Here is an 18,872-nt window from a genome sequence, read left to right as displayed (position 1 = left end):
TTTTAATAATCGGAAATTTCTTTACTCAACTGCCAGCAGCATTTTAATAATTAGGAATCGGCCGTACTCAAGTACGACCGATTTTTTAATCTTTTGGTACAAAATTGACTCAACTGCGTTTTAGCTTTTAATAATTCGAATTATGAGAGACGAAGAACTAGTTGAGTCAATTATAGGGGCAATTATGAGAAACGAGAGTGTAGTTGAGTACAACATAAGGGGAATTATGAGAAATATGGCTGCAGTTGAGTAAAGTCGTGTTTCAATTATGAGAAAGGCTTCGGCAGTTGAGTAAAAAGTTGCCACGATTATTAAAAAGTCCGGTTCAGTTGAGTAAAATTTGCGGCTACGCTTGTCCCAGTTACCAAAACCACCAAATAAAAACCATATTTTTACGAAAAGAACTAGACATTTTATTTTAAAGAGTATATACTACGAATTGTAAGCGATAACAGATAAAAGCAGTTGAGATATTTTTTAGGAGGTAATAAGAATGGCTGAAAAGACAGTAATGCTTTGTTGCTCAGCCGGGATGAGCACTAGCATGCTCGTGAAGAAGATGCAGGAGGCTGCTAAGAAGGACGGTTTGGACTACGAAATCTTTGCTTGTCCAGCCGCTGAAGCCGACACTAACTTGGAAAACAAGAACATCAGCTGCGTCTTGTTGGGGCCACAAGTCAGCTACATGTTGGCCGACTTTGAAAAGAAGGTTGAAGGCACTGGCATTCCAGTCGAAGTCATTGACATGGCAGCTTACGGCATGATGGACGGCGAAAAGGTCGTTCAACAAGCCAAGAAGCTGGTTGGTTAGGATTTAGGTAGATTGAGGAAAAAGTGATGAGTACTGATACTAGTAAGAAGAGCGGCTTTAGCGAGTTCGTTAACGCTAAAATCTTGCCGCCAATCATGAAATTCGTTAACACGAAGGCTGTTAAGGCGCTCCAAGATGGGATGGTTTACTCTCTGCCATTCATCATCATCGGGTCTATCTTCTTGATCATGTCCAACTTCCCAATTCCCGCAGTTTCTACGGAATTGGCGAACAGCGGCTGGTCAGCCTTCTTTAGTCAAGCCTACGCGGCCAGCTTCGGGATGATCTCCATCTGGTCCGTTGTCGGGATTGCCTATGTTTACATTAAGAATGAAAAAGTTGAGCCACTTCCAGGTGCCCTAACTGCCCTGTGTGCCTTCTTCTTGCTCCAATTTATGCAAGTTGACAGCCCAATGAAGGCAGCCTTGTCCAGCGGTATTTCTAACTCAGCTGGCAAGGTTGTGGTTACTGGCTCAGCTGTGACCCAAAACTTGGACAAGCTGCCAAGCGCCATGAAGACCTTTATTCTGTCACCAGTTACCGGCGTTTTGAACACTTCATGGATGGGTGGCCAAGGCATGGTCGCTGCCATCATCATCGGCCTTTTAGTTGGCTGGTCATACAGCGTCATGATGAAGAAGGGCTGGGAAATCAAGCTGCCTGAACAAGTGCCAGCCAGCGTTTCTAAGCAGTTCTCAGCCATGATTCCAGCCGGCATCATTTTGACAGCCTGCATGCTGCTCTTTGCAGCCTTCAAGCAATTCGGCAACACCGACCTGCTCAACTGGATCTACAAGGTGCTGGAAATTCCAATGCAAGGCGTGTCCGACTCATGGGGCGGTGCGATCGTCATCGGCTTGGCCGTACCATTCTTCTGGTTCTTCGGCGTTCACGGCGGTTTGATTGTTGGTTCTGTAGCCAGTGCCTTCTTGCTGCCAAACACCGCAGCCAACGCTGCCCTTTACCACGCTGGGAAGCTTTCACTTGCTAACGGTGCCCACATTATCACCAACGAATTCTACAACAACTTCATTAACTTGACTGGTTCAGGGATTACCATTGGTTTGGTTGTCTTTACGGTCTTCTTCGCTAAGTCGCAACAAATGAAGGCTATCGGTAAGATCGAACTGGTACCTTCCATCTTCAACATCAACGAACCATTCCTGTTCGGTCTGCCACTGGTGATGAACCCATTCCTGGCGGTTCCATTCTTCGGCGTACCGCTGATCGTCAGCCTGTCAACTTACGCTTTGATCAACTTCGGTATCTTGCCACCACTGAACGGGGTTGCCGCTCCATGGACCACGCCAGCCGTTCTCTCCGGCTTCTTCATCGGTGGCTGGAAGATCGCCGTATGGCAATTCTGCGTCTTGGTCATCTCTACTCTGGTTTACTTCCCATTTGCCAAGAAGTATGACCAAGAATTGCTGAAGCGGGAACAAGCAAATGCTGAAGCCTAAGCGGAAGCTTTTTTAAAAAGAAACTGTATATTAAAACTTTATTTCTACAAAACACGACATCTTTCTCAAACATTAGGCATTCAAATGAGTGAAAACGCAATGCAATCAATTATGGGGTTAATCGTCAACGCCCACAATTCCCAAACTGCCATGCTGACTAAGGAAGCTAGCGGCGAACACATTCCTGTAACTTTGTTATTGGTTCACTCTCAAGACCATTTGATGACGGCAATTACTTACATTGACCTAGCCAAGTAATTGGTTGCCGTTTACAAAAAAATGGCCCAAAAGTAATTAAGGAAACGGCCCAGCATCAAGTGACGCTTGGGTCGTTTTTTTGAAAAAATCGAGGTTAAAAATGGCATTAGCAGCAATTGATATCGGTGGAACGACGATCAAGTTCGCCCTCTGGCAAAAACGCGAATTGACTGACAAGCACGCGGTGGACACGCCGGACAACTTGGCGGACTTCTACCAGGCTTTAAAAGCGGAAGTGGACAAGTTTAAGGAAAAAAACAATGTGACCGGCGTAGCCATCTCCTCACCTGGCGCGGTCAACAAGAAGACCGGCGTGATTGAAGGGGCCAGCGCCCTGCCCTACATCCACAACTTTCCGATCGTACCGGAACTGGAAAAGCTTTTTGGCCTGCCCGTATCCATTGAAAATGACGCCAACTGCGCGGCACTTGCGGAATTAGCCGAAGGGGCCGCGCAGGGGCACGACTCTCTGGCCTTCATGGTTATCGGGACCGGGGTTGGCGGGGCCTTGATCGTCAACCGGCAGATCTGGCACGGCGCCCACCTTTACGGCGGGGAGTTCGGCTACCAAACTACCGGCGATGCCGGGTTAACCTTGAGCGAGGCGGCTTCGCCCGTCCAAATGGCGGCGCGGTATAACGAAGCCACGGGTAAAAAATGCTCTGGCAAGGAGGTCTACGACCTGGCCAAGGCCGGCGATCCGGTCGCTTTGAAAGAGCGCACGCGGTCAATCAAGGTACTGGCCAACGCTATTTACAACCTCCAGCACGGCTTTGACCCGGAAAAGGTTATCATTGGGGGCGCCATTTCGAATAACTCAGATCTGCTGCCTTTATTAAATGATGAAATCGCCAAAATCAGAAAAGAAGTTAAGATCGCAACTGTTAAGCCGGAACTAGCTGTTTGCCAGTACCGCGGTGAAGCCAACTTGCGCGGCTGCGTCGTTGATTTTGAACAAGAACATGGAGAAGAATAAAGATGAAATTTCCTGAAAACTTTGCCTGGGGCGCAGCTACCTCAGGTCCCCAATCAGAAGGCCGCTTTAACAAGCGCCACCGCAATGTTTTTGACTACTGGTACGACACTGACCCCCAAGCCTTTTACGCTGGGGTTGGGCCAGACACGGCGTCTAATTTTTACAATGACTATCAAAAGGACCTGCCTTTGATGCGGGAGGCTGGGATTAAAAATCTGCGGACCTCCATCCAGTGGTCCCGCCTGATCGACGACTTTGAAACGGCCACGGTGGACCCCGACGGCGCCAAGTTCTATAGCGACATGATCGACTGTATGATCGCAAATGGCATCACGCCTTACATCAACCTCTGCCACTTTGACATGCCTTATGAACTGCAAAAAAAGTACGGCGGCTGGGAGAGTAAGCACGTGACGGACCTTTTTGCCAAGTTTGCTGACAAGGCCTACGAGCTTTACGGTGACCGGGTGAAGCACTGGTTTACTTTTAACGAGCCAAAAGTCATCTTGGATGGGGGATACCTCTATATGTTCCACTACCCGCTGAAGGTGGACGGGCCCTTGTCAGTGCAGGTGGCCTACAACATCGACCTGGCTTCGGCTAAGGCCATTCAAAAGTTCCGTGCCCGCTTTAAGGGCGATGACCACACCATCGGGATTATCCTGAACTTAACGCCAGCCTACGCCAGATCCGAATCTGAAGGCGACCAAAAAGCAGCCGAATTTGCCAACCTCTGGTGCGTTGATCTCTGGCTGGATGCGGCTATTAAGGGCGTGTTCCCGGAAAAATTGACTAAGATTTTGGCCAAGGACGGCGTTTTGTGGGAAGCAACGGATGAAGAATTAGCCCTGATCAAGGAAAACACCATCGACCTGCTCGGCGTCAACTACTACCAGCCAATGCGAGTGCAAGAGCCAGCCATTTCGCCTGAAAGCCTGCAAGACTGGATGCCTGACATTTACTTTGACAACTACGAGATGCCGGGCCGGGTGATGAACGTGGACAAGGGCTGGGAAATCTATCCAAAGGCCATCTACGACATCGCCATCAACATCCGCGACAATTATGGCAATGTACCGTGGTTTGTTTCTGAAAACGGCATGGGGGTTTCCCGGGAAGAGCGGTTCATGGATAAAAACGGCGTGGTCCAAGATGACTACCGGATCAACTTCATCCGCAACCACCTGAAGTGGCTGCACCAGGGGATTGAAGAAGGGTCCAACTGCAAGGGCTACTTCTTGTGGACGGCGATCGACTGCTGGTCCTGGATGAACGCCTACCGGAACCGCTACGGGCTGATCCGCGACGACATTCACACCCAGAAGAAGACCTTGAAGAAGTCGGCTTACTGGTACCGGAAGCTGAGCGACAGCAATGAGCTGGACGCGGATTGATTTTTGCAAGATCTTTCGCTGATTTTTCCCAATCTGGTCGCAAAATAGCTTATGATGGTAGTGGAATAAATTAAGCAAGCGGAAACACAATTGAAGGTGCAAAGGAGATTAAATGCAAATGGCAGAACCACTATTTTTAGAACCAGTCTTCCATGAAAAAATTTGGGGCGGCACTGGCCTGCGCGACGAATTTGGCTACGACATCCCGAGCGACCACACCGGGGAAGCCTGGGCCATTTCGGCCCACCCGCATGGCCCAGCCACCATCAAGAACGGCCCTTACAAGGGGATGAAGCTGAACGAACTCTGGGATGCTCACCGGGAGCTTTTTGGCAATGCGAAAGGTGACGTCTTCCCGCTGCTAACCAAGATTTTGGATGCCAACCAAGACCTGTCCGTCCAAGTGCACCCCGACAACGAATACGCCCGGATTCACGAAGGCGAACTCGGCAAGACCGAATCCTGGTACGTGATCAAGGCTAAGCCAGGTGCCAAGCTCTACTACGGTCACAACGCCCAAACTCGCGAGGAATTCGCCGACATGGTTCATGGCAAGGAATGGAAAAAGCTCCTCAGAACCGTACCCGTTCACGAAGGTGACTTTTTCTACGTACCGCATGGCATGGTGCATGCCGTCGGCAGCGGCATCATGGTGCTGGAAACCCAGCAGTCCAGTGACACCACTTACCGGATGTACGACTTTGACCGGGTGGACAAGAAGACTGGCAAGCTGCGCGAACTCCACTTGCAACAATCCATCGATACGGTAGAGGTGCCATTTAAGAACCCAGTTTTGAACCACGAAGAATGGGACGTGGGCGACGTCCACGTGACCCAGTTTGTCATGGCTGAATACTTCGGCGTCTTCAAGCTGGACGTTAAGGGCAAGGGCGACTTTGAAATCAAGGACAACAAGTACCGCTTGATGTCAGTGATCGATGGCTCTGCCAGCTTGACGGTTGATGGCCAAGCATATTCTTTGAAAAAAGGTGACCATTTGATTTTGCCAACCACAATTTCCTGCTATACTTTAGATGGAAGCGCAACAATTATTGCTTCAAAGCCAGGCGACGAAGCGTAACTTGATTTTGACAGTATAGGAGATATACAGAATGACACAATTTGTTGGCAGTATTGAGGCTGGTGGTACCAAGTTTGTTTTAGGCGTGCAAAACGTGGAAAGCGGCGAAACGGTCGCAACCAAGCGGGTGCCAACCACGACCCCAGCGGAAACCTTGGAAGCGTGCCGGGACTTTTTTAAAGAAAATTCAGTAAACGCCTTGGCCATCGGCTCCTTTGGCCCCATCGACATCAACCCGAACTCCAAGACTTTTGGCTACATTACCAAGACGCCAAAGCCAGGTTGGTCCAACACTGAGCTGAAGGGCTACTTTGAAAGAGAACTGGGCGTACCAGCCGTTTTGACGACTGACGTCAACGCCTCTTGCTACGGGGAATACATCGCCCGTGGCCGCGATAACGAAAAGACATACCTGTACATCACCATTGGGACGGGCGTGGGCGCTGGTGCCATCCAGCAAGGCCACTTTATTGGCTACACCAACCACTCCGAAATGGGCCACATGCGGATCCCTAAGCGGGCTGATGATAACTACGAGGGCGGCTGCCCATTCCACGGGGATGCCTGCGGGGAAGGCTTGACGGCTGGTCCAACCTTGAAGGGCAGAACTGGCATTCCAGGCGAAGACCTGGACCGGGATAACCCAGTCTTTGATCTGATTTCTTACTACGTGGCAGAAATGCTTTACAACATCTACCTGACCATCCGGCCAGACGTGATGGTGGTCGGCGGCTCCGTCTTGAACGAAGGCGACATGCCAACTGTAAGAAAGTACTTCAAGGAAATGAACAACGACTACGTAGAAGTTGGCAACGTGGATGAATTGATCGTGCGGCCAATCGTGCCAAACAACGGCTCTGCAGTTTTGGGCTGCTACGAAATGGCTAAGGACTTATTAAAGTAATAAAAATCGCTAGCGTATGCTAGCGATTTTTTGGTTACTTGTACTGCTTCCGGTAAGTCAGCGGGCTGATCCCAGCCACCTTTTTAAAGGTGGTGGAAAACAGGCTCCCACTGGAGAAGCCGACATCATCGCAGATCTCGCTAAGGGTCCGATTGGTAAAAATCAGCTCGTGCTTGGCCTGGGCCACTTTGACCTGGTTGATGAAGGCGACCAGGGTCATCCCGGTCTCCTTTTTAAATAGGTGCTGGAGGTAGGAGCGGCTGACGGCCAGCCGGTCAGCGATTTCTTGGACACTAGTAATGTCCGCATAGTGGTGGTAGATGTACTCTTCGGCCTTGTAGACCAGGGGCGTCAGGCTCGTCCGATTGCTGCGAGCGACCCGGTTGACAAAAATTTCCCCAATCGCCCGGGAATACTCGTAAAAGTTGGAGATGACTGTGTCCTTCTCCAGCCTGTTGATGATCTGGTCGCTCAAGGCGTAGGCCTCGCTAGCTGCTAACCCGCCCCGGATGGCAGCCCGGGTGTAGAGGGTGGTGGCGGAAATAGCCAGGTTCTTTTCCCGTCGCAGCTTGCCGGCCCCTAAAAGTCCAATATTCCCTTCTTTAATAAACGAGCGAAAGCGCTGATTATAAAGGTCTAAATTGCCCAGCTGGACAGCCTCCATGAGTTCCTGTTCAGCCAGGTAGCCTTCGTAATCGGCGCTTTTTTGCATGGGCTCAATCGTCAGATTTTCCCCAGTAAAAAAGCCTTGGTCGGTAAGCTCCGTTTGCGGCCAGGTGCGAAAAATCGCAAAATACAGGCTCTTCATTAAACTGGCAAACTGGTCAAAGCCAAGCAGGGGCGCCAGCCGGTCCAGATTGCCCTGGCCAGCGATGGTGATATTGGCGTTCCAGCCGACGATAATTTTGTCTGCATAACGGAACTTGCCAAGGGAATTTTTGTTATCGGGCAAGAGCAGGTCCAGGTCGTTGACCTGCTTTAGGCATTTTTTGATAAAAATTTCCGGCAAATGGGGTGCCAGGGGCCGGATAAATTCCTGCTCTACCTGCCCTTGACCTGTTAGGACGTAAAGGTTAAGGGAGGTGCCGTCATGGAAGGTTTGGAGGAGTCGCTCAAGGTCCATTTTTAAACCGCTTTCTTTTTTGTGCACAAAAACCAAATAAATAGCATTTTTACGAAAAAAACCTGCTAAGGATATCATACAATATCCACTGTAAGCGCTGCAAGCGAAACAGAGGGATTATCAATGCAAATCAGCAAAATTGAAATCAACCACTTGGTCAAGCCGCTGGGCTTTGAACTGGGAAAGAAATTACACATCGCGGCTTTTCTGGACGAAGCCGTCCAGACTAACGAAATCGATAGACGCCTGGCAATCAAGCAGGGCGAAGAAGTTGTCTACGACAGCGGCTGGGAAGCAGCCACTGACTTGATTTTTGAGGACGTCGACTTAGCTTTAGTCCCAAGAAGCCGGTACATGGTGGAAGTGTCCGCCAAGATTAATGGACAAGAGCTTGCTGAAACTAGCTATTTTGAAACGGGCTACTTGAAAGAAAAAATGGCCGGCGACTGGATTGGGACCAGCAAGTTGGACCTTCACTCCCTTATCTTAAAGAAAAAGTTTACGGCAGAAACGGTTAAAAATGCTCGTCTCTATGTCTCCGGCGTTGGCCTCTTTGAAGCCTACCTGGATGGGCAAAAAGTCGGCGACGAGTACCTGGCACCAGGCTTTACCGACTACCGCTACTACGTGCAAAGAGCCAGCTACGACGTGACTAGTTTAGTTACGCCAGGCGACCACCTTTTGCGGATCGTTTTAGCAGATGGCTGGTACCGGGGGAAGCTCGGCTTGGCCCAGCACGGCGGGGTGCCAGACAACTATGGCAGCGAGCTCAAGGCGATCGCCGACCTGCGCTTAGTAAGTGCAGACGGTGAAGAAGTCATCGCCACTGATGATAGCTGGGACGTGGTGACGTCGCCAGTAACTCATTCCGGCATCTACTACGGGGAAGACTTTGATGAAACTATTTCCCGGCAAGTCTTGGAAAAAGCGGTGGTGAAACAGGCTTCCGGCAAATACCTGTTGGACCGCCGCAGCCTGCCAATTACAGCCCATGAGGAATTTATTCCCCGGGTAATAATGACCCAAAGCGGCGACCAAGTCCTGGACTTTGGCCAAAACTTAGCTGGCTGGGTGGAATTCAAGAACCGCCTGCCTAAGGGCAACAAGGTCACAATCGACTTTGGTGAAATCATGCAAGATGGGGAATTTTACCGGGACAACCTCCGCTCAGCCAGAGCCCAATTTACCTATGTCAGTGGCGGGGAAGAAAAGTGGATCCGGCCACACTTCACCTACTTTGGCTTTAGATATGCCAAGGTGACTGGCTGGTCAGGGGACCTCACAGCCAGCGACTTTAAGGCTGTAGCCCTTTACTCAGACATGGACGAAACAGGAAATATTCAAACTGACAATGCCGAGGTCAACCGCCTCTTTGAGAACGTTAAGTGGGGACAAAAGTCCAACTTTGTGGATATCCCAACCGACTGCCCGCAGCGGGATGAGCGCCTTGGCTGGACTGGGGATGCGGCAATTTTTGCCTTAACGGCCAGCTACAATATGGATACTTACCAATTCAATAAAAAGTTTTCCTATGACATTGCCGTAGAGCAAAGCCGTCTAGCTGGCAAGGTGCCACTCTACGTACCATCCGTTGGCAACGATGACGGCGGCAAGGCCGTGTGGAGCGATGCGGCGACGATCATTCCTTGGGTCAGCTACCAAAGAAGCGGTGATAAGGCGATCCTGCGCCAAAATATTGGTGCCATGATGTCCTGGGTGGACTGGGTTCACGACCGGGCACTTGCTAACGGCAATGAGTACCTGTGGCTGGGCGATGACCAGCTGGGCGACTGGCTGGCCCTGGACACGGAAGACATCATGAAGCTGAAGGGGAAGACGCCAGACGACCTGATTGCCAGCGCCTACTACTACTATTCAGCCAAGATCGTCAGCCAGGCAGCGGAAGTCTTAGGGATGAAGCATGAATACCAGTACTACCGGCAGCTGAGCCGCCTGATCAAGGAAGCCTTTATCAAGCACTTCTATACGCCAGACGGTTTAGCCATTGCCAACACCCAAACGGGTCTTGCTCTTTGCCTGGAATTTGGCCTGTATCCAGCAGCTGCCAAAAAGGGTCTGGTTAACAGCTTAGTAACCAAGATTGAAGGCAACCGCAACCACCTAGACACCGGCTTTGTCGGTACGCCGCTCTTGCTGCCAGCCTTAACCCACAATGGCCAAGAGCAGCTGGCCTTGCGCCTCTTTTTAAATACCGACTTCCCAAGCTGGCTCTACGAAGTGAAAAAGGGGGCCACCACTATCTGGGAACGGTGGAATTCCGTTGAAGAGGATGGCCACATTGCCAAAAACGGAATGAACTCCCTGAACCACTATTCAAGTGGGGCCGTGATGGCCTGGGCCTACGAAGAACTCGTGGGTCTAACGCAAGCAGGCAAAAATGTTATCTTCAAGCCGCTGATCAGCTCTAAATTTAAGGAAGTGGCCGGACAAGTTATGTTACCAACGGGTCTGGTTAAAGCTAGCGTCAAGCTGGAAAAAGCCGACCAGGTAACTATCCTGCTTGAGATTCCCCTGGGCAGCCAGGTCAAGCTGGATCTGCCCGCCGGGCAAATGACCGTTAACGGGCAAGCTTTTGGCGGTGAACTTTTGAAGAGCGGGAGCTACACGTTTCAGCTCCAGCTAGAATCGCCAATCGTTGAAGCTTGCGACGTCCACACGCCACTGAAAGAATTTGCGAGCCACGCGGCTTTAACTGAAAAATTAAGCAAGTTGGTGCCATTCTGGGGCTTTTTAACCATTCCAGGCAACCTGGACCACTTCGGTCAATACTCGCTCTTCCAGTTAAGCCGGGAGATGCGGGGGATCGGCTTTAAGCCTTTTGAAGACAAGGATATCGAATCCATTAACCAAGTATTTAAGGAATATGCATTAGGTGAATAAGATGAGTAAAGAAAAAAATATTAACAGCTTTTGGACAAAGCTCTCAATTCTGCTATTGAACATTTTTACGGTTTCCGGCGGCGCTACCGCGGCAACTGTACCTGCCATGATCAAGGCCTTTCCGCAAACCGCGCCAACCTTGGTCGAATTAACCATGACAGTTCCTGCATTGGGGATTATCTTCTTCACCCCTTTGAGCAATGTCATTGCCGAAAAAATTGGCGTTAAGAAGACCATCTTGATCGGTTTGACGGTCTTGCTGATCTCTGGTGTAATCCCAGTTTTCTCCAACAATTTCCCACTGATTTTTGCTTCAAGAATCGGGGTCGGCGTTGGTACGGGGCTTTTGGCTTCATACTCCCAATCTTTGATCATCAGCCTCTACCAGGGCCAAGAACAACAACGCTTGATGGGTCTGTCCAGCGTGGTCCAAGGCTTGGGGATGTTCTTGATGACCTTTTTCGCCGGTGTCTTGATGGGTCAAGGCTGGCACGCAGCTTACTGGGTTAACGCCATGGCTTTGCCAGTTCTCTTATTGGTAGCGATTTTTGTACCAAACATCTTGGGTAAGCATGAAGCTGGCCCAGCTGCTCAAGCAGAAAAGCCGGTTAACTCCAAGAAGGTGGACGGCAAGATTTGGCTTTTGGCGGCCTTCATGTTCTTCTTCAACTTTTCCTTTGCTTTCGTAAGTATCAAGTTTGCGTCACTCGTTATCTCTAAGGGCTACGGTACTGCTCAAAGCGCCAGCACCTTGATGGGCATCATGTCCTTTGCCATGGCAGCCGGTGGCTTCATCTTCATGGCCCTGCCACAAGCTGTTAAAAAGTTCTCACTCGCGATTTCTTTAGGTTCAGGCTTCCTGTCCTACCTGATTTTGACCATGTCTAACTCCCTCACTTTGAGCGGCGTCGGCATCGTGTTAAGCGGGATTGCCGTATCCATGACCATGGTTTCCTGCATGACTAACATTGGGATCTTCACTTCCCCAGCCCAAGTGCCATTCTCTACTTCCGTAGTCATGACTACGGCTAACATTGGTTCGCTTTTGTCACCATATATTGCACAATTTTTGGGCAAGACTTTTAACAACGAAAGTCCAGAATTCACCTTCTTGTGCGGGACGATCGTCTTTGCTGCCCTCTTGGTAGTCGCAATTCTGATCGGAATCAACTTTGGCAACTTGAAGTTTAAAGAAGTAAAAGAGGCTTAAAAATGTTAAGTGAACAAGCAAAGCAAGCAATTGAATTTTCTAGAAAATACATTAAGTCGGGACAGGCATCGCTGACCCCAGAAATCGCCCTGGCGGCCAGAAAGGGCGCCGATGAAGGCAATAAGTACGACTTGCCAGAAGAGGTGACGCTGAAGGCGGTTGATGAAGGCGGCGTGAAGGGGGAATTTTACTTAAGAGCAGATTCACCTAAGGCAGTCTTGATGTTCCTTCACGGCGGTGCCTATGCGACAGGGACGGTTTACTCCCGCCGCAAGATAGCCATCAAATTGGGCCAGGCCATCGGCAGCGGGATTGACGTCTTCGCGGTCGACTACACCCAGTACCCAGAAGGCCGTCATCCAGCCGCTCAAGAAGACATAATGCGGGCTTACGACTACCTCCGCGGGCTCTATGACCAAGTCCTGGTCTTTGGTGAAAGTGCCGGGGCCACCCTGGCCTTGACTCTGACTTTACAGTTAAAGGATGAAGGGAAAAAGCTGCCAGAACGAGTATCCGTTTTTTCACCAGTGATCAACCAGCTGAACACCTCAGCTTCTGAATACCTGAGAACCGAACGCGATCCGATGCTGGTCGGTGCCACGGCTCCGGTACCATATTTTGACGAGCCGGCCAAGATTGATCCGCTGATTTCACCAATCTATGGCGACTTCACGGGCTTCCCGCCGCTGTTCATCAATTGCGGCAGCGAGGAAGTCAAGTATGACAGCAGTGCCATTTTGAACAACTTATGCGAAAAGGCTGGCGTGGATGTACAGTGGCACGTTTGGCAAGACCTCTTCCATGTCTTTATCTTGTTCGATATGCCAGAAACGGATTTGGCGATTAAACAGATCGGTGAATTTTTCAAGGCAGGGGTTAAATTTGACTAAGAAAGAAAAAAGATTCTTGCTGCTAGGGCGGGTAGCCTCAGCCATCTCTGTCTTGATGTATGTTTCCTACCTTGCCCAGATCGCCAGCAACCTTAGTGGTCAAAAAGGGAATCCGGTGCAACCCCTAGTCGCCGCCATCAACGCTAGTTTGTGGGTGGCCTATGGCTGGAATGCGCCTAAGCGCGACTGGCCAATCATCGTGGCCAACGCTCCAGGAATTGTCTTGGGCCTAGCCACGGCAATCACGTGTTTTTAACTTAAAGTTTCCTCTCCGAAAAACTCAATTTAGGTATGTTAGGAGCCGGATCGGTAGATCCGGCTCCCTTTTTTGTGCGTTTCTGTGCTTTTTTGACAAAAAACCTCTGTAAGGGTTTACAGACTAAAAAGAAAGTGCTACCATATAGTTGTTCGGAAAGCAGAAGAATAATAATCAAGATCAAAAAGTGGATTGTTACTATCCAATTAGGCAAAACCACATCTCTTGAACTATTTATTTAGTTTGAGAGGTGTGGTTTTTGTTTGTAAGAGGTAAAAAATGGAAGACGAAAACAAGGAAATCACGAAAACCGATATTTCGATGACTGGCTTTGCGATCGTTGCCTACTCTGGGGATGCCCGAACCGCCCTGATCAAGGCGATGAAAGAAGCCAGTGAAGGTCATATTACTAAAGCCCGTGACTTAGTGAAGGAAGCCAACGATTCAATCAATGCTGCCCACAATGAGCAAACCAAGCTTTTGAGCAAGGAAGCAAGTGGCATGGATATGGACGTCACCTTTATTATGGTTCACGGTCAAGATACTTTGATGACGACCATGCTATTGAAAGATCAAATGGAAACTATCATTAATCTTTATGAAAGAATTAACAAGCTCGAAGGAAAAACGGTCGATTGACGTGATTGCTAAACTTGAATGCTGTTAAAAGAAAAATGGGACAATAGTCAAGTATTCATTGCAATTTTGATAAAAACAACCGAATGTTTTTAAAAATTATCAAATGACTGGCTCAATAAAAAATTAACATTTTTCTTGTGTAAGTGTTTACAAATTATTAACAAAGTGCTAGGATAATCCTTGCAGACTTAATGACTTAAATTGCGAATTGTTACTATTGAATTAGGCAAAACCGCACTCTGAAGGCCATGGGAAAACTATAGGCTGGGAGGGGCGGTTGTTTTTTTTGCCAAAAATGGCATTTGAGTTGGATACGAGGAGGGAGAGTCCTTTGAAAATAGCGCAAGTTTTGAATAACAACGTAGCAGTTATCCAAGATAGAAGAGGCGTACCGGCAATTGTCATGGGAAGAGGCATTGCCTTTGGTAAGAGGAAAGGCGATCAAATCGATCGCAAGAAGATTGAGAAGACCTTCAAGATGCATGATGAGCATACAGTTGAAGATCTCTCCGGCTTGCTCAAGGACGTGCCAAATAACTTCGTTAAAACCAGCTACTCCCTGATTGAAGAGAGTCAGGAAAAGTATGGCTTTAAGGTTGAAAGCTACCTATATGTAACTTTGACCATGCACCTATATTCTGCCTACCAGCGGATAAAAAAGGGACGCTATCAAAAGAACTACGTTTTACCAGATTTAGGGGAGAAGTTCCCAGTTGCTTACGAGATTGCTGATGACTTTTTGGCAGGCCTTAAAAAGCAGCTTGGCATCGAATTCCCGGTCAGTGAACGCAGCAGCATAGCCCTGCATTTCATCAATGCTCATGGCGATCAGGTTAACCAAACGAAGACGGTTAACCACCTTGATGAAGAGATTATGGATACGATCATTCAGGTGCTGAAGGCAGAGGGGATCAATAAGACGGATGAAAATGAGGATGATTTCAACCGCCTAATAACCCATATCAAGTATTTTGTCTTGCGCTTGCAACACGAGCACTTTGAAGATCATGCTGATATCTCTATGCAGAGCATCGAAAGCATTAGTAAGGATTTTCCAAAAGCAACCGCTACTGTAAATAAGATCGGTCAGCTGTTGAATGACAAATATCAAATTCAGCTTTCTAAGATGGAAGGCTTGTACCTAATTATTCATGTTGAAAGATTAATCGAAGGAGCAAAGGAATAATGGAAGAAACCGAAGAAAAGGTAACTAAAGAAGAAATATCAATGACCGGCTTTGCCATCGTGGCTTATGCCGGGGATGCCCGAACGGCATTGATTAAAGCATCGAAGGAGGCGAGTCAGGGACATATCAGCAAGGCAAGAGAGTTAGTTAAGGAGGCTAACGACTCGATCAACGCTGCCCATAATGAACAGACCAAGCTGCTGAGCAAGGAAGCCAGCGGCATGGATATGGATGTGACTTTCATTATGGTTCACGGCCAAGATACCTTGATGACGACTATGTTGTTAAAGGATGAGATGGAAACCATTATCGATCAATATGCTCGGCTGAACAAGCTGGAAGGCAAGGAAATCGATTAAGGGAATCGCAAAAGAGAAAAACTGAATATATTGTTTATTAACTAGAGGGAGAAACATATGCACGCTTTTGAAGCGAAAATGAACAAAATGAAGCCTGCATTCGCAAAGTTCGCGGCTAACAAGTACGTTTCTGCGATCCGTGACGGCTTTATCGCAGCCATGCCAATCATTTTGTTCTCAAGTATTTTTAGTTTGATTGCTTATGTACCTAACGCCTGGGGCTTCTACTGGCCAACTGCCGTAGCCAACGCCTTGACGGTTCCGTACAACTTCTCAATGGGGATGCTGTCACTGTTTGTGGCTGCCACCTGTGCCAAGAACTTGACTGACAGCTTGAACGTTAAGCTGCCAAAGACCAACCAGATTAACACGATTTCTGTTATCATGTCAGCCGAAATCTGCTTTATCATTGTGGCGATTGTCACCAACCCTAAGACTGGCATTGACCTGACTTACATGGGGACTCAAGGTTTGGTTGCTGCTTACCTGGTAGGCTGCATCGTACCAAACATCTACAAGTTCTGCATTGTTCGCAATGTTCGAATCACCATGCCAGACCAAGTTCCACAAAACATTGCTCAAACCTTTACTGACATTTTCCCAATGCTGTTCTCAGTAGTTGTCTTCTGGGTTTTGAACTTGATCTTGCAAGGGGCTTTCCACGCAAACTTGTCACAATGCATCATCAACTTGCTATCACCAATCTTCCACGCTAGTGACTCTTACCTTGGCTTAGCCTTGATCGCCGGTGCGATGGCCTTCTTCTGGTTCGTAGGGGTTCAGGGTCCATCCATCGTGGCTCCAGCCGTTTCCACAATTGAAACTACCAACGTTGGTTTGAACACGGCCTTGATGCACGCTGGTCAACATGCTTCACACGTTTTGGCTGTTAACACCCAAGACTACATCATGAACATGGGTGGTACTGGTTCAACTTTAGTATTGGCTTACATTTTCTTGCTTTTGTCTAAGTCAGCTCAAAACAAGGCTGTTGGTAAGGCATCCGTTATCCCAGTAACGTTCTCAGTTAACGAACCAATCCTGTTCGGTGCCCCAATCATCATGAACCCAGTCTTCTTCATTCCATTCGTTGTAACGCCAATGGTCAACGTCATGCTCTTTAAGTTCTTCGTTGACGTTTTGAAGATGAACTCATTCATCGCAACCTTGCCATGGACGGTTCCAGCACCTATTGGTATCGTAGTTGGTACTGGTTTTGCCCCATTATCATTTGTCTTTGTCATCTTGGCCTTGATCTTAGACGTTTTGATTTGGCTTCCATTCTTCCGCGTATACGACAACGACGTTTACGCTAAAGAACAAGCTGCTTTGGCTGAAGAAGAAGCTGAAAAGAAGGCTGCCGCAACTACTGTTGCTGCTCCAGCCGCTGCAAGCTCAGCTGTTGTAACTGCTGCTAAGAACACTGAAACTAAGAAGGACGACTCAGCCGCAAGTGCTGATGCATCTAAAGTATTAAACAAAGACACCAACGTCATGGTCATCTGTGCCGGTGGTGGTACCTCAGGGATTTTGTCCAAGGCTTTGAACAAGCTGGCTGGTGAAAGAAACTTGCCGCTGCACTCAGTAGCCCGGGCTTATGGCCAACACATGGATGTGATTGACGACATGGACTTGATCATCCTAGCACCGCAAATGGACTCTATGAAAGACAACTTGCAAGAAGTTGCTGACAAGGTTGGCGCTAAGTTAGTAACGACGACTGGCCGTCAATACATTGAATTAACGCAAAACAAGGACAAGGCCTTCAACTTTGTGGTCAACTCTTTGAAAAAGTAAAAAAAGTAACAAGTAACTAAACAAAAGAGAAAAAATAGAGAAAGAAAAAATGACTGTATATCACTTACCTGAAGACTTTTACTTTGGTGGGGCTACGGCAGCCTACCAAGTAGAAGGCGCCACTAAAGAAGATGGCAAGGGGGAAGTAATCTGGGACAAGTACTTGCATGAGCAAGGAACAATCAACCCCGACCCAGCTGCCGATTTTTATCACAGATACCCAACTGACCTGGATCTGTGCAAGAAGTTCCATATTAACGCAATTCGCGTGTCCATTGACTGGGCCAGAATCTTTCCAGAAGGGACGGGCAAGCTGGAACCGCGCGGGGTTGCTTACTACCACAAACTGTTTAAAAAGTGCCACGAAGACGGCGTAGAGCCGTTTGTGACCCTGCACCATTTTGATACGCCGCAAGCCTTGCAAGACAAGGGTGGCTGGCTGTCAGAGGAAATGCTGGATGCCTTTGTCGACTATGCTAAGTTCTGCTTCAAGGAATTTGGCGACGAGGTAAAATACTGGATCACCATCAATGAGCCAACGTCAATGGCGGGTCAGCAATATGTATCTGGGACTTTCCCGCCAGCTTATACCAACGAATTTGCTAAGTGCTTCCAAGCTGAATACAATCAAAACCTGGTTCATGCAAGAATCGTCAATGCCTTTAAAGCAGGCGGCTATGACGGTAAAATTGGCGTAGTTCACGCCTTACAGACGGTTTACCCAGCTAGTCCAAGCGAAGGCGATAAGCACGCTGCTGCCTTAAAGGACGCCCTGGAAAATCGCTTCTACCTGGACGGGACTTTAGCTGGCCACTATTCAGATGAAACCTTGGCTTTGGTGCAGGAAATCATTGAAGCTAATGACCAGCAAATGATTGAAATTAAGCCAGAAGACGAAGAAGTTTTGACTAAGGCTGCTAAGTCTTTGGACTTTGTCGGGGTCAACTACTACTTCAGCAAGTTCATGAAGGAACACCACGGTGAAAATGTCTTCCATCACAATGGTGGCGGGGAAAAGGGGACTGACGTCAATAAGATGAAGGGCGTCGGGGAAGAAGTTCACCCTACAGACTTGCCAGCCACCGACTGGGACTGGATCATCTATCCAAAGGGGATGTATGACCAGCTCAAGCGGGTTCACGATAACTATCCGGATGTTCCTGAAATCTACATCACTGAAAATGGGATGGGCTACAAGGACAAGTTCTTGGGACCAGACAAGGCAATTGATGACGCACCACGGATTCAGTACCTTAAGGCTCATATCTTGGAAGTGGCTAAGGCTATTCAAGATGGAATTCCGGTTAAGGGGTATTTCGTGTGGTCACTGCAAGACCAATTCTCATGGACTAACGGCTACTCAAAGCGCTACGGCTTGTTCTATGTTGACTTTGAGACCCAGGCCCGTTATCCAAAGCAGAGTGCCTATTGGTACCGTGGCTTGGCAGACAGCAAGCAGATTTCAACTGATGAGAAGGTGATAGGCTGGAACTACTAAGATTCATCCCGCAATTCACTCCGAAGAAAATGAATATCTCTCACAATTTCCGTATCTCAAAAACAAAAACGGTTTAACCTAAGCAAACTGATTGCGGACATCAATTGCTTTGGTCCAACTAAATTTAAC

Annotated in this window: 17 protein-coding genes; 16 read left to right on the top strand and 1 reads right to left on the bottom strand. The window is 48.4% G+C overall.

Annotated elements, in window-relative coordinates; all coding sequences use genetic code 11:
* The first annotated feature begins 493 nt into the window (after nt 1–493).
* From FC20_RS05520 to FC20_RS05490, 7 genes are all read left to right on the top strand, one after another.
* A complete protein-coding gene (locus FC20_RS05520; RefSeq protein ID WP_008460650.1) occupies nt 494–811 on the top strand; it encodes a PTS sugar transporter subunit IIB in 318 nt (105 codons plus the stop codon).
* A gap of 26 nt (nt 812–837) precedes the next feature.
* Complete coding sequence (locus FC20_RS05515; protein WP_008460648.1) at nt 838–2,271, top strand: PTS sugar transporter subunit IIC; 1,434 nt, start codon at nt 838–840, stop codon at nt 2,269–2,271.
* A gap of 84 nt (nt 2,272–2,355) precedes the next feature.
* Nucleotides 2,356–2,529 (top strand): PTS lactose/cellobiose transporter subunit IIA, encoded by a 174-nt coding sequence (locus FC20_RS05510; protein WP_169788888.1) that lies wholly within the window; start codon nt 2,356–2,358, stop codon nt 2,527–2,529.
* 100 nt (nt 2,530–2,629) lie between these two features.
* Nucleotides 2,630–3,505 (top strand): ROK family protein, encoded by an 876-nt coding sequence (locus FC20_RS05505; RefSeq protein WP_008460646.1) that lies wholly within the window; start codon nt 2,630–2,632, stop codon nt 3,503–3,505.
* A gap of 2 nt (nt 3,506–3,507) precedes the next feature.
* A complete protein-coding gene (locus tag FC20_RS05500; protein WP_008460644.1) occupies nt 3,508–4,899 on the top strand; it encodes a glycoside hydrolase family 1 protein in 1,392 nt (463 codons plus the stop codon).
* Nucleotides 4,900–5,017: 118 nt separating this feature from the next.
* The gene (locus FC20_RS05495) at nt 5,018–5,980 is read left to right on the top strand and encodes a type I phosphomannose isomerase catalytic subunit (RefSeq protein WP_039943390.1); all 963 of its coding nucleotides are present in this window, start codon (nt 5,018–5,020) and stop codon (nt 5,978–5,980) included.
* A 31-nt stretch (nt 5,981–6,011) separates the two neighbouring features.
* Nucleotides 6,012–6,884: an ROK family protein gene (locus tag FC20_RS05490; RefSeq protein ID WP_008460639.1), complete on the top strand. Its 873-nt coding sequence runs from the start codon at nt 6,012–6,014 to the stop codon at nt 6,882–6,884.
* 34 nt (nt 6,885–6,918) lie between these two features.
* Here the strand turns inward: FC20_RS05490 and FC20_RS05485 are convergent, their stop codons facing one another.
* Complete coding sequence (locus FC20_RS05485) at nt 6,919–8,034, bottom strand: helix-turn-helix domain-containing protein (protein WP_236697637.1); 1,116 nt, start codon at nt 8,032–8,034, stop codon at nt 6,919–6,921.
* A 96-nt stretch (nt 8,035–8,130) separates the two neighbouring features.
* Here FC20_RS05485 and FC20_RS05480 point away from each other — a divergent pair, with 96 nt between their 5' ends.
* The 9 genes from FC20_RS05480 to lacG all read left to right on the top strand — a co-directional run bounded on the left by FC20_RS05480 (nt 8,131) and on the right by lacG (nt 18,743).
* Nucleotides 8,131–10,908 (top strand): family 78 glycoside hydrolase catalytic domain, encoded by a 2,778-nt coding sequence (locus FC20_RS05480; RefSeq protein ID WP_008460635.1) that lies wholly within the window; start codon nt 8,131–8,133, stop codon nt 10,906–10,908.
* 55 nt (nt 10,909–10,963) lie between these two features.
* The gene (locus FC20_RS05475) at nt 10,964–12,118 is read left to right on the top strand and encodes an MFS transporter (protein ID WP_236697636.1); all 1,155 of its coding nucleotides are present in this window, start codon (nt 10,964–10,966) and stop codon (nt 12,116–12,118) included.
* 2 nt (nt 12,119–12,120) lie between these two features.
* The gene (locus FC20_RS05470) at nt 12,121–13,008 is read left to right on the top strand and encodes an alpha/beta hydrolase (RefSeq protein WP_008460632.1); all 888 of its coding nucleotides are present in this window, start codon (nt 12,121–12,123) and stop codon (nt 13,006–13,008) included.
* A 16-nt stretch (nt 13,009–13,024) separates the two neighbouring features.
* Nucleotides 13,025–13,264 carry a SemiSWEET family transporter gene (locus tag FC20_RS05465; protein WP_008460630.1) on the top strand — a complete coding sequence of 80 codons (240 nt, stop codon included), beginning with the start codon at nt 13,025–13,027 and terminating at the stop codon, nt 13,262–13,264.
* A gap of 279 nt (nt 13,265–13,543) precedes the next feature.
* Nucleotides 13,544–13,903: a PTS lactose/cellobiose transporter subunit IIA gene (locus tag FC20_RS05455; protein WP_008460627.1), complete on the top strand. Its 360-nt coding sequence runs from the start codon at nt 13,544–13,546 to the stop codon at nt 13,901–13,903.
* Between the two features lie 331 nt (nt 13,904–14,234).
* Entirely contained in the window at nt 14,235–15,089 is an 855-nt protein-coding gene (locus tag FC20_RS05450; protein WP_008460625.1) for a PRD domain-containing protein, read from the top strand.
* A complete protein-coding gene (locus FC20_RS05445) occupies nt 15,089–15,448 on the top strand; it encodes a PTS lactose/cellobiose transporter subunit IIA (protein ID WP_008460623.1) in 360 nt (119 codons plus the stop codon). Before FC20_RS05450 ends, FC20_RS05445 begins: the two co-directional genes overlap by 1 nt.
* Before the next feature lie 57 nt (nt 15,449–15,505).
* Nucleotides 15,506–17,245, top strand: a complete 1,740-nt coding sequence (locus tag FC20_RS05440) for a lactose/cellobiose PTS transporter subunit IIB (RefSeq protein ID WP_008460620.1) — start codon at nt 15,506–15,508, stop codon at nt 17,243–17,245.
* A gap of 49 nt (nt 17,246–17,294) precedes the next feature.
* Nucleotides 17,295–18,743: a 6-phospho-beta-galactosidase gene (lacG, locus tag FC20_RS05435; RefSeq protein WP_008460618.1), complete on the top strand. Its 1,449-nt coding sequence runs from the start codon at nt 17,295–17,297 to the stop codon at nt 18,741–18,743.
* The last annotated feature ends 129 nt before the right edge of the window (nt 18,744–18,872 follow it).

It is taken from the genome of Lactobacillus equicursoris DSM 19284 = JCM 14600 = CIP 110162, assembly GCF_001434815.1.
GTDB classification, from domain to species: Bacteria; Bacillota; Bacilli; order Lactobacillales; family Lactobacillaceae; genus Lactobacillus; species Lactobacillus equicursoris.
The sequence above is the reverse complement of the archived record's forward strand: the minus strand, read 5'-3'. Positions and strand labels throughout refer to the sequence as shown.